This is a genomic window from Streptomyces sp. NPDC055189 (genome assembly GCF_053606765.1).
The window spans coordinates 152,450-163,046 of the sequence record NZ_JBSGSG010000014.1; the positions used below are offsets into that span (position 1 = coordinate 152,450).

The 10,597-nt window shown below is 67.9% G+C and carries 11 protein-coding genes and 1 pseudogene; 7 read left to right on the plus strand and 5 right to left on the minus strand.

The window, feature by feature from the left end:
- Positions 1–205 precede the first annotated feature (205 nt).
- The 5 genes from ACWFR3_RS13770 (at position 206) to ACWFR3_RS13790 (ending at position 6,780) form a co-directional block, all read left to right on the plus strand.
- The gene (locus ACWFR3_RS13770) at positions 206–1,708 is read left to right on the plus strand and encodes a cellulose binding domain-containing protein (protein WP_453734749.1); all 1,503 of its coding nucleotides are present in this window, start codon (positions 206–208) and stop codon (positions 1,706–1,708) included.
- Between the two features lie 112 nt (positions 1,709–1,820).
- Positions 1,821–3,548 carry a glycoside hydrolase family 6 protein gene (locus tag ACWFR3_RS13775; protein WP_453734750.1) on the plus strand — a complete coding sequence of 576 codons (1,728 nt, stop codon included), beginning with the start codon at positions 1,821–1,823 and terminating at the stop codon, positions 3,546–3,548.
- A gap of 212 nt (positions 3,549–3,760) precedes the next feature.
- A complete protein-coding gene (locus ACWFR3_RS13780) occupies positions 3,761–4,546 on the plus strand; it encodes an SAM-dependent methyltransferase (RefSeq protein ID WP_453734751.1) in 786 nt (261 codons plus the stop codon).
- 207 nt (positions 4,547–4,753) lie between these two features.
- Positions 4,754–6,220 carry a carotenoid oxygenase family protein gene (locus ACWFR3_RS13785; RefSeq protein ID WP_453734752.1) on the plus strand — a complete coding sequence of 489 codons (1,467 nt, stop codon included), beginning with the start codon at positions 4,754–4,756 and terminating at the stop codon, positions 6,218–6,220.
- 251 nt (positions 6,221–6,471) lie between these two features.
- The gene (locus ACWFR3_RS13790; RefSeq protein ID WP_453734753.1) at positions 6,472–6,780 is read left to right on the plus strand and encodes a hypothetical protein; all 309 of its coding nucleotides are present in this window, start codon (positions 6,472–6,474) and stop codon (positions 6,778–6,780) included.
- Positions 6,781–6,932: 152 nt separating this feature from the next.
- Here the strand turns inward: ACWFR3_RS13790 and ACWFR3_RS13795 are convergent, their stop codons facing one another.
- The 4 genes from ACWFR3_RS13795 to ACWFR3_RS13810 all read right to left on the minus strand — a co-directional run bounded on the left by ACWFR3_RS13795 (position 6,933) and on the right by ACWFR3_RS13810 (position 9,017).
- Positions 6,933–7,451, minus strand: a complete 519-nt coding sequence (locus tag ACWFR3_RS13795) for an adenylate kinase (protein WP_453734754.1) — start codon at positions 7,449–7,451, stop codon at positions 6,933–6,935.
- Positions 7,452–7,657: 206 nt separating this feature from the next.
- Positions 7,658–8,215 (minus strand): class IV adenylate cyclase, encoded by a 558-nt coding sequence (gene cyaB / locus ACWFR3_RS13800; protein ID WP_453734755.1) that lies wholly within the window; start codon positions 8,213–8,215, stop codon positions 7,658–7,660.
- 18 nt (positions 8,216–8,233) lie between these two features.
- The gene (locus tag ACWFR3_RS13805; protein WP_453734770.1) at positions 8,234–8,674 is read right to left on the minus strand and encodes a hypothetical protein; all 441 of its coding nucleotides are present in this window, start codon (positions 8,672–8,674) and stop codon (positions 8,234–8,236) included.
- Positions 8,556–9,017 (minus strand): helix-turn-helix domain-containing protein, encoded by a 462-nt coding sequence (locus ACWFR3_RS13810; protein ID WP_453734769.1) that lies wholly within the window; start codon positions 9,015–9,017, stop codon positions 8,556–8,558. Before ACWFR3_RS13810 ends, ACWFR3_RS13805 begins: the two co-directional genes overlap by 119 nt.
- A gap of 247 nt (positions 9,018–9,264) precedes the next feature.
- Here ACWFR3_RS13810 and ACWFR3_RS13815 point away from each other — a divergent pair, with 247 nt between their 5' ends.
- On the plus strand, positions 9,265–9,534 hold the full coding sequence (locus ACWFR3_RS13815; protein WP_453734756.1) for a hypothetical protein: 270 nt from the start codon (positions 9,265–9,267) through the stop codon (positions 9,532–9,534).
- A gap of 172 nt (positions 9,535–9,706) precedes the next feature.
- Positions 9,707–10,012 (plus strand): hypothetical protein, encoded by a 306-nt coding sequence (locus tag ACWFR3_RS13820; protein WP_453734757.1) that lies wholly within the window; start codon positions 9,707–9,709, stop codon positions 10,010–10,012.
- 99 nt (positions 10,013–10,111) lie between these two features.
- Here ACWFR3_RS13820 and ACWFR3_RS13825 read toward each other — a convergent pair.
- Positions 10,112–10,597: pseudogene (locus tag ACWFR3_RS13825) on the minus strand (MFS transporter); the annotation flags it as partial.

The following is a 10,597-nucleotide window of genomic DNA, read 5'->3' on the forward strand; positions in this document are numbered from 1 at the left end:
GGGAGCGCTCCCAAGGATGGGGACGGGGGAATTGAGGGTCAAGAGGCTTGAAGAGTCGAATTAATTCGACAGAAGAAAATTCGGAACTCCTCTGTTGCTTGACGGCAGTTCCTTCTCTACAGTCCACCAGCAACCAGTGGGAGCGGTTCCATCAGTCGACGCGCCGGCCTTGTGCCGGTCGCGCCCGAGCTGCAAGGAGTCGCTCATGCGCCACCCCCCGCGTCACGCATTACAAGCAACCCTGCTCGCGTGCGTCGTCGTCTCGGCGGCCACGCTCGCTCCCCGGGCCGACGCCGCGTCCGCGGCCGCCCCCGCCTGCACGGTGGAGTACTCCGTCACCGGACAGTGGGACAGCGGCTTCCAGGCCGCGGTGAAGGTCACCAACAACGGTGCGGCCAAGGACAGCTGGAGCCTGACCTTCGCCTTCGCCGACGGACAGAAGGTCACACAGGGCTGGTCCGCCAAGTGGTCGCAGGCCGGCACGGCCGTGACCGCGACCAACGAGTCCTGGAACGGTGCGCTGCCCTCCGGCGGCAGCGTCTCGGCCGGGTTCATCGGATCGAGGTCGGGCGCCAACACCGTACCGACGGCCTTCAAGCTCAACGGCACGACCTGCAACACCGACGACACCGACCCGACCGATCCGACGGACCCCACGGACCCGACAGACCCGACCGATCCGGGCGGCGACGGTGAAGCCCCGGCCCTGAAGGTCTCCGGGAACAAGCTCGTCGACGCCTCAGGTGCCACCCGCCGGATCCTGGGCGTGAACCGCTCGGGCGCCGAGTTCATGTGCGTACAGGGTTACGGGATCTTCGACGGCCCGGTCGACGACGCGTCCGTCGCGGCCATCGCCGACTGGAAATCCAACGCCGTCCGGATCCCGCTCAACGAGGAGTGCTGGCTGGGCCTGGACAACATCAAGCCCGAGTACGCGGGCGCCAACTACCAAACCGCCATCAAGGAGCTGGTCACCAAGGTCAAGGCCCACGGCATGACGCCGATCCTGGAGATGCACTGGTCGTACGGTCAGTACACCGGGAACTCGGCGGGCTGCGGCGACATCCACGCCACCTGCCAGAAGCCGATGCCCGACGCCCGCTACGCACCCGGCTTCTGGTCGTCGGTCGCCGGCGCCTACAAGGACGATCCGACGGTCGTCTTCGACCTCTTCAACGAGCCGTATCCGGACCGCGCGACCTCGAACCTCTCGGACGCGTGGGCCTGCTGGAAGGACGGCGGCACCTGCCCCGGCATCGGCTACGAAGTCGCCGGCATGCAGGACCTCGTCGACTCCGTCCGTTCCACGGGCGCCAAGAACGTGATTCTGGCGGGCGGCCTTGCCTACTCAAACGATCTGGGCCAGTGGCTCGCGCACCGGCCCTCGGACCCGGCGGGCAATCTCGCCGCGGCCTGGCACGTCTACAACTTCAACACCTGTGCCACCGAGAGCTGCTGGGACTCCACGCTCGCGCCCGTCGCCGCCCAAGTACCGCTGGTAGCCGGGGAGATCGGCGAGAACACCTGCTCGCACGGGTTCATCGACCGCGTCATGAAGTGGTTCGACGACCGCAAGCAGTCCTACCTCGGCTGGACCTGGAACACCTGGGACTGCTCCTCCGGACCGTCTCTCATCAGCTCCTACGACGGCACACCGACCGCGTTCGGGACCGGCCTGCGCGATCACCTGCGCAGCGTGAACGGATGACCACGACCGCCCGGCACCGTACGGCCGGCTCGCAACGTACGACCAGCCCTGCACGTACGACCAGCCCATCACGCACGACCCTGCTCACCTCAGGAAAGGGACACCGCAACTCATGAGCCGATTCAGATCGAGAGCCGGCACCGCCGTGCTCACCGCCCTCGCCCTCACCGGCGCCGCCTGCGTCGGCACCGCCGCCGCGATGCCCGACGACGCCGGGGCCGCGGCTGCCGCCTGCAGCGTCGACTACAAGGTGCAGAACGACTGGGGGAGCGGCTTCACCACCGCCGTCACCGTCACCAACAACGGCGCCGCGGTGAACAGTTGGAACCTCACCTGGTCCTACGCGGGCAACCAGAAGGTCACCAACGGCTGGAACGCCGACATCTCCCAGTCCGGCGCCGCCGTCACCGCCAAGAACGCCTCCTACAACGGCACGCTCGCCACCGGCGGCTCCGCCTCGTTCGGCTTCAACGGCACCTACAGCGGCAGCAACGCCCTGCCGACCGCCTTCAAGCTGAACGGCGTCACCTGCAACGGAGACACCGACCCGACCGACCCCACCGATCCCACGGACCCGACCGAACCCGGTGACCGCGTCGACAACCCGTACGCCGGCGCCAAGGTGTACGTGAACCCGGAGTGGTCCGCCAAGGCCAAGGCCGAGACCGGCGGCTCCCGCATCGCGAGCCAGCCCACCGGCGTCTGGCTCGACCGCATCGCCGCCATCAACGGCGTGGGCGACGGCATGGGCCTGCGCGACCACCTCGACGCGGCCCTCGCCCAGAAGGGCAGCGGCGAAGAAGTCGTCCAACTCGTCGTCTACGACCTGCCGGGCCGCGACTGCGCCGCCCTGGCGTCCAACGGCGAACTCGGCCCGACGGAGATCGACAAGTACAAGACGGACTTCATCGACCCGATCGCCGCGATCCTCGCCGACCCCAAGTACGCCGGCCTGCGCATCGTCACCACGATCGAGATCGACTCGCTGCCCAACCTCGTCACCAACGTCTCCGGCCGGCCCACGGCCACGCCCAACTGCGACGTGATGAAGGCCAACGGCAACTACCAGAAGGGCGTCGGCTACGCCCTCGACAAGCTCGGTGACATCAAGAACGTCTACAACTACATCGACGCGGGCCACCACGGCTGGCTCGGCTGGGACGACAACTTCGGCGCCTCCGCCGAGCTGTTCAAGACGGCCGCATCCGGCAACGGCGCGAAGCTGTCCGACGTCCACGGCTTCATCGTGAACACGGCCAACTACAGCGCACTCAAGGAGAACAACTTCGCCATCGGCGACAGCGTCGCGGGCAAGTCGGTGCGCGAGTCCAAGTGGGTCGACTGGAACCGCTACACCGACGAACTGTCCTACGCCCAGGCCATGCGCACCAAGCTGGTCTCGCTCGGCTTCGACCAGAACCTCGGCATGCTGATCGACACCTCCCGCAACGGCTGGGGCGGCACGGCACGGCCCGCCGGACCCGGCGCCACCACGGACGTCGACACGTACGTGGACGGCGGGCGCTATGACCGCCGTATCCACCTGGGCAACTGGTGCAACCAGTCGGGCGCCGGCCTCGGCGAGCGGCCGCAGGCCAACCCGGCCACCGGCATCGACGCCTATGTGTGGATGAAGCCGCCGGGCGAGTCCGACGGTTCGAGCACCGCCATCGACAACGACGAGGGCAAGGGCTTTGACCGCATGTGCGACCCGACGTACACCGGCAACCCGCGCAACAACAACCACATGTCCGGGGCACTGCCCAACGCACCGGTCTCCGGGCACTGGTTCTCCGCCCAGTTCCAGGAGCTCATGAAGAACGCCTACCCCGCGCTGTAGGCACACCGCAGTCCGTCGGGACCCGGAGGGTACGGCCCCGGGCCCCGGCGGACAGCCGTCTTCACCACCGATTTGCTCGAACAGCAAGGCCACCGCGGATACCTCTGGCAGGCGCTGCAAGCGCCAACAACGCATATATCAAGGCAAGTTGATATGACACACTACTCAACGCCAGCCACCCGCCTGCCTCCCCGCGACGATGGAGCCCGCCCATGACGGCACCCTCACCCCGCCCTCGCATCGACACCAGTCAGGCGCACCCTGCACGGGTTTACGACTGGTTGCTCGGCGGCAAGGACAACTACCCCGTCGACGAGGCAGTGGGCGAGAAGCTGCCGCCCGAGGTGCGCATCGGCGCCCTGCAGAACCGCGCGTTCATGAACCGGGCCGCCGCCCATCTCGCGGGGCTGGGCATCGACCAGTTCCTCGACATCGGCGCCGGTATCCCCACCGCGCCCAATCTGCACCAGATCGTGCAGCGCATTACGCCGGCCGCGAAGGTCGTCTACACCGACAACGACCCCATCGTGCTGCGCCACGCGGAGGCCCTGCTGGTCAGCAGCCCCGAAGGCGAAACCGATTACGTCCAGGCCGACGTGCGTGAGCCGGAGGCGATCCTCGAACACGCCCGCACCGTCCTGGACTTCAGCCGTCCGATCGGTCTTTCGCTGATCGCGCTGATGCACTTCGTCGCGGACGAGCAGGACCCGTACGGCATCGTCGCCACGCTGGTCTCGGCCCTGCCCTCCGGCAGCCACCTGGTGCTCTCGCACGCCTCCAACGACATCTTCCCCGAGGTGGCGGAGCAGGCGACCGAGCAGTACGCGAGGAGCGGTATGACGCTCGCGCTCCGCTCCCGCGAGGAGACGATCCGCTTTGTCGAGGGTCTGGAGCCCGTCGAGCCCGGCCTGGTGACGGCCCCCGAGTGGTTCCGTGCGCAACCCGCACCGCGGCCCGAGCCGAGCGGGATGTACGCGGTGGTGGCACGGGTGCCCTGACCGCGGGTCACGGCCGCCAGGCGGTGTGGCCCCCGTCGGGCTGGTCGATGAGGGGGGCGCGGTGCATGCGGGGCAGGGCGGGCGCCCTTGTCCGGCGTGCGGAGCGGCCGGTGACGGATGTGCCTTGACGCTTTACGGGGGCGGTGCTTCGGTCGAAGGGATTGCGGCCCGCAAGGTCGCACTGCCGATGAGTACCGGGAGCTGGTCATGGGCACTACGCCGTCCGCCGCCGACTTCACCGTCGGTTTCCGCAGCCTGCACACGGAGATCGACGTTGCCGATCTGCCCGTCAAGGGGAGCCTGCCCGGCTGGCTGACGGGCAGGCTGCTGCGCAACGGCCCGGCCCGCTACGAGGCGGGTGAGCGCAGTGTGCGCCACTGGTTCGACGGGCAGGCCATGGTGCACCGCTTCACGTTCGAGGCCGGCCGGGTGGGCTATGCGAACCGCTTTCTCGACACGCCGAGCCACCGCTCCATGGCAGAGTCGGGGCGCATCTCTTATCCGGAGTTCGCGACCGATCCGTGCCGTTCGCTGTTCGGCCGGTTCTTCACACGGTTCGTCCGCAAGCCCGTGACGAACGCCAATGTCAACGTCGCCCGCTTCGGGGACCGTTGGGTGGCCATGACCGAGGCGCCGCTGCCGGTCGCATTCGACCCGGACACCCTGGCGACCGCCGGAGTGGTGGGCTACCAGGACGGCCTCAGCGGGCAGTTGACCACGGCCCACCCGCACCAGGACCCGGCAACCGGCGACCTGGTCAACTACCTGCTGCACTTCTCCCGGACCAGTGAATACCGCCTCTACCGCCAGCGCGCTTCCGGCCTGGCCCGCGAGGTGATCGGCTCGCGCAAGGTGGTCCACCCCTCCTACATGCACAGCTTCGCGATCACCGGGAAGTACGCCGTCCTGGTGGAGTTCCCGTTCGTCGTGACCCCGCTGAGCATCCTGCTGAGCGGCCGTCCGTTCATCGAGAACTACCGCTGGGAACCCGAACGCGGCACCCGCTTCACGGTCATGGATTTGCGCGACGGCAGTGTCCGCGGCGAGTACGGGGGTCCGGCGCTCTTCGCCTTCCACCACATCAACGCCTTCGACGACGGCGACGAGCTGGTCGTGGACCTCTGTGCCTACGAGGACGCCTCCATCATCAAGGCGCTCTACCTCGACCGTATACGCGACGCCGGCAACATGCCCCTCGCGTGGCCCACCCGCTGCCGGATCAATCCGACGAACGACCGGGTGGGCATCGAGCGGCTGTCGGACGAGGCGCTGGAGATGCCGCGCATCGCCTACGAACGGCACAACGGATCGCCCTACCGCTACGTGTACGGCGTCGGCGCCCGCGACGGACGCGGTGACGACTTCGTCAACCAGCTCGTCAAGCTCGACGTGACAAGTGGTGCCACACAAATCTGGTCCGAGGCAGACCGCTATCCGGGCGAGCCCGTGTTCGTGCCTGCTCCCGCCAGCGAGCGGACCAAGGAGAGCGAGACCGCCGAGACCGCCGAGTACACCGAGGACGCCGGGGTCGTGCTGTCGCTCGTGCTGGACACCGCGGCACGCACCTCCTTCCTGCTCGTCCTCGACGCCCGCACATTTCACGAAGTGGCCCGGGCGGAGGTCCCGCATGCCATTCCGTTCGACTTCCACGGCGTGTTCAGCCACGGCGACTGACGTCGTCGGGACCGGCACGGTGGCGTGCCGGCCCCGGTTCCCGGCTTTGGGTCCGTGAGCCTCAGACCTGCACTCGCGGACCCGGGCGCTGGCCTTCGGCCCCGAGGAGCGCTTCGTACGACCGCCACGAGACCGGCGAGCTGCAACACATCGGTACTGAACCGTTCGTCGGTGAGGGCTGGGAGATCCCGCGCCTCCTGACGGAGACGCGGAGAGCCGAGGACGTCTGGTTCGACGCCAATGCCCAAGTCGTGTTGCACACCAGGAGCAAGGACCGAGTCGTCCTCCTCGGTGACTCCGGCTACTGCGTGGCCCCCACCTGGGGATGCGGCACGTCCCAGGCACTCATCGGCGCGTACGCACTGGCCGGCGAGCTGGCTCGGGCCCGCGGCAACCACACGGCGGCGTTCACGTCCTACGAGCACGCGATGAGGCCGTTCGTCACCGACCACCAGGCCGTGGGACGCCAGGGCACACAGCGGTTCTCATGCCTGCCCCCACTCAGGAGGTGCTGGACATACTCGCTGCCGCTGCCCCGGAGCACACCCGCACGGGAGTGATCCGCCCCCCCGACTACGCAGCACCCTGCTGGTGAAGTCACCGCGCCACCGAGATTGGGGCAATCGAAAGGTGCACCGGACTGGAAGGGGCCGGAGTAGAGGCCCCAGCCCCTCCGCCCAGCTGGCCGCACCTTCGATCCGCCGGTACCGCATCAGAGGGACGCCAGCCAGGAGTCGGCGTCGCTGGGGTGGCTGAAGCGGAGCGTGTTGAGTGGGGCGAAGCGCGGGTCGTGGATCCGGCGCCCGATATCGCGGCGGCGTGTCGCGTGCTGGGACCAGGCCCACCAGGCCGGATGTTCCCGGCTCAGCCAGTCCCTCCAGGTCTCCTGGTTACCGCTGAAGAGCACCTCCCGCGTCACGGTGCGGCGCAAGGACCGGCGCAGGACTCGGGGCATGACGACACGTTTGGGATAGTCCAGCCAGATCACCGTGTCGGCCCGCACCCACAGCAGATCACGGATTTCAGGAGTTCCGAGGGAGTCAAAAATCCAGCGCGATCCGGACGCCAGTTTTGATACGTCCTCGGCGAGCCTGTTGTTTGTGGCCCAATTGGGGCCGTTGTAGTGCAGCGCATCCATCTCGCTGTAGGGCAGGCCCAGACGACTGCTCAGAACGCGGGCCAACGTCGATTTACCCGCACCCGTGACGCCCACCACCAAGATCCGTTCCACGGAGTGCAACATATCCCAGCGCATGATGCATGAGCCGGACGAGGTCAGCCGTGTGCTCGGGGTCCTCCCGGACCAAACACCTGGCTGCCCGCGCCGCTTGGGGCCGACGCCACGCCCGTGGCCAGGTAGGTGACCGTAACCTTCACTTCCAAGGGCCCGCAGCCGACGCCCGTCGCCATCGCATCCCGTATCGGTCCTGCTGCCCGTCAGCCCTTGCGCTGTGCGGCGACTGCGTCCGTGTAGAGCTCTCTCGTCAAGTTTTCCGCGCCGATGCCGAGTTCGACGAGAGTGGCTCGGATATCGTCAAGGGCCGGAGTCACGTCGCTCGCGTCTACAAGGGTCTCGATTTCCAGAAAGGTTCCGTCGATTTCCGGCACGCGGACCAGAGTGGCCAGCATCCGTCTGTTACGTGCCTCAAATACGTAGTTGCGGCAGCGCTTTTCGAAGGCGATGAATTCGACGTACCCCAGCCCGCGCAGAATGGCGTGCACGGCAGCGGCATCGTCGACGTGAGTTTCGTACTCGGGTTTTGAGCCGGAGGCCGTGTCGACGGCTTCGCCCTTGAACGTGAGAACCGTGCGGGTTCCTTCCGAGCCGTGGACGGTCCGTACCCGCAGTTCCTCTCCACCCTGTTCCAGAGTGCGATTGGGGCGGTCGTAGTACGTGTCCCGATAGACCTCGACGCGGGCTGCGGCGAGTGTTTCGAGATGCCGCATGACAGCCTCAGGAGCGTGAACTCTGGCCTTCAACTCCGCTTCGATCACGAGTGGTTCCCCTTCCCGTCACACCGCGCGGCGCCCGCTGTCGATCACCGCTTCGAACATCCTGCGAAACCCCCGGAACAGCGGCCCGTGCGGTGTCTCCATGACCTTGTACGTTGCTGATTCGTGGCCCTCCCATCCCGCGTCGAAGGCGCTGACGAACATGGTGGAGTCGATACGGATGAGCCGCCAAGTGGGCAGCATGCAGTACCGGTACACCTGGACGTCGCGGACCTCGGCAAGCTCTCGCAGTCTGGCCTCCGTCAATCGGACTCCGCCCGACAGCGACTCAGCGGACTCTCCGATCTCGGCCGCTCGCCGGGTGAGAGCGTCACTGTCCGGATCAAGCAGGGCGACCCGGATTCGAAGGTCCTTGCGGTCGTGGCCTTGTTCGCGCACGAGGCAACCGCGGAGAAGGCTGTCGTTCAGCCCGATCAAGCCGAGCCCGCGCACGGCGAGCACATCCACCTCCATTGCGGCACCCGCCTGCTCCCGGATCTCTCCGGATCTCTCTGGCTGCCGAGCTTTGCGTTGCGTACACGCGCACGACCTCGGGAAACGCCGCGAGGTCGAAGGCAGCCCCGCCGACCTTCTGCTCCCGGCTCGCGGCGAGGCCGAGTAGGTGGCGTGCGTCGTCAGGCATGTGCAGACCATCGGCGATGCGCTCGTACACGTCGAGGCGGGTTACCTCGCGACGGCGGTTGATGATCTCGTTGACTCGGGCCTGAGTCATGCCTGCCGCGGTGGCGATCCTGGATTGGCTCGCGCCCGTGTACTGCTGCACATGACGAAACACGGCACCCATGTCGCGCGCCCTCAGAGCCTTCCTGACCTCGGCCTGTTCCCATGCCCAGTCGGGCAACTCGATCGGTTCCAGTGTTGTCGGCACGATGGCCCCCGGTATCGCCCACGGAATGGAGAACCATCCCACCGTGAGATTACCGGCGGGGGATCGAGACTGCGTCGATTCCACAGGATCCTGGTGCGATCAAGAAGCCCGGGGCGACCGCGCGAACGGCCCCGAGGCATGGCCGATATGAGAGCAGACCGGAATGACGGACCTTAGCCAGCAGCGAGCCAGTGAGGGCACGGACTCCGAGATCATCGAGCAGTATCCGGTCGGCGTCTTGGTCATCGACGTGCGGCGGCAGCGTCTGGGCCGTGTGATGGGGCATGAAGGCCCGTATTTGCAACTGCGCCCGCCGGGCGGGGGCCGAGAGTGGGATGCTGACCCCGCCCGCGTCCGCAAGGCGCAGGGGGACGAGATCCTTCGTGCGAGCGTGCACGAGGTGAGCCACCCGGCCCCGGAGCGGACGCAGTGAAGGTAAGCGTGGTCCGCCCTGGCGTGCTTCCCGATCCGAAGACACTGAGCAATCTGCAACTCTCCGAGCAGGCGTGCGCGTTGTGCGGCCGGCGCCTGTTTCGTGATCGGTTGCTCGGCTGCGTCACGTACCGGGACTGCTTCGGCAGGACGATCACTGCGGAGTTGTGGGCGTGCGCGCCGGCGTGTCCGCGGTGATCAAGACCTGCCGGGAGTGCCGCGAGGACACGAGCGAGCCGATCCCCGTCGGCCTCGAGCCCATGGTCTCCTGCGGCGGTCGCGTCATCTACCTGTGTCCGCCGTGCTTGTCGGACCTCGGGGTCGTGCCCCTGTCGCAGCACCCCGAAGGCTCCCTGGGGCGCGTGCTGTACGCGGAGCCGGCCCCTGAACCGGGCGACGGCGAGCCGGCCCCTGAGGCCCTCGCCGCCGACCGTGGCGCCCCTGCTCTCTCATGCTGCCGGAGCGGGGGCGTCGTCTGATATGTGAGGCGGACTTCGACTGTCGGCTCGCGGCGCATTACGGACAGCTGGATTCCGGCGCTCCGATGGCGGGTCGGGCTTATGGCGCAGGTCGCGCAATCAGTCGGCTTCCGGCGTGCCGAGCGTAGGCGCCGGCCCGCCGTGGTGGCATGCGGCCGGTGGCGTGTGCTCTGCCTCCGGAGGTGGCACGGGAAGCCCCGCCCGGATGGAGGGAAGCGTCAGGACGACGGTAACGGCCGCGAGCTGCCACACCGCGCCGAAACCCAGGACTGCCGCCGTGCCGACCAGTGCGGAGACCGGTCCGGCGGCGGCCAGCGCCAGCGGGCCGAGTGCGAAGGCCCCGAAGGAGGCATAGGCGTTGACCCGGGCGAGCATGCCCGGCGGAACCTGACGCTGGGTGGCGGTCGCGTACAGCGTGCCGCAGATCGCCGATCCCGCGCCGGCGACCAGCGTGGTGCCGCACACCCACGGCAGCGATCGGCCCGTGGCCAGAGCGGCAGACGGCAGCGACCAGCCAACGGTGGCCAGCGTGGCAACCAGGAGCGGGCGCCGTGGACGGCGGCCGAGCATGACCAGGCCGCCGAC

Bases quoted from the DNA above. Each gene is read 5' to 3' on its own strand.
- ACWFR3_RS13775 (WP_453734750.1), top strand. From the start codon at position 1,821: ATGAGCCGATTCAGATCGAGAGCCGGCACCGCCGTGCTCACCGCCCTC.
- ACWFR3_RS13785 (WP_453734752.1), top strand. From the start codon at position 4,754: ATGGGCACTACGCCGTCCGCCGCCGACTTCACCGTCGGTTTCCGCAGC.
- ACWFR3_RS13810 (WP_453734769.1), bottom strand. From the start codon at position 9,017: ATGGGTGCCGTGTTTCGTCATGTGCAGCAGTACACGGGCGCGAGCCAA.
- ACWFR3_RS13770 (WP_453734749.1), top strand. From the start codon at position 206: ATGCGCCACCCCCCGCGTCACGCATTACAAGCAACCCTGCTCGCGTGC.
- ACWFR3_RS13780 (WP_453734751.1), top strand. From the start codon at position 3,761: ATGACGGCACCCTCACCCCGCCCTCGCATCGACACCAGTCAGGCGCAC.
- ACWFR3_RS13815 (WP_453734756.1), top strand. From the start codon at position 9,265: ATGACGGACCTTAGCCAGCAGCGAGCCAGTGAGGGCACGGACTCCGAG.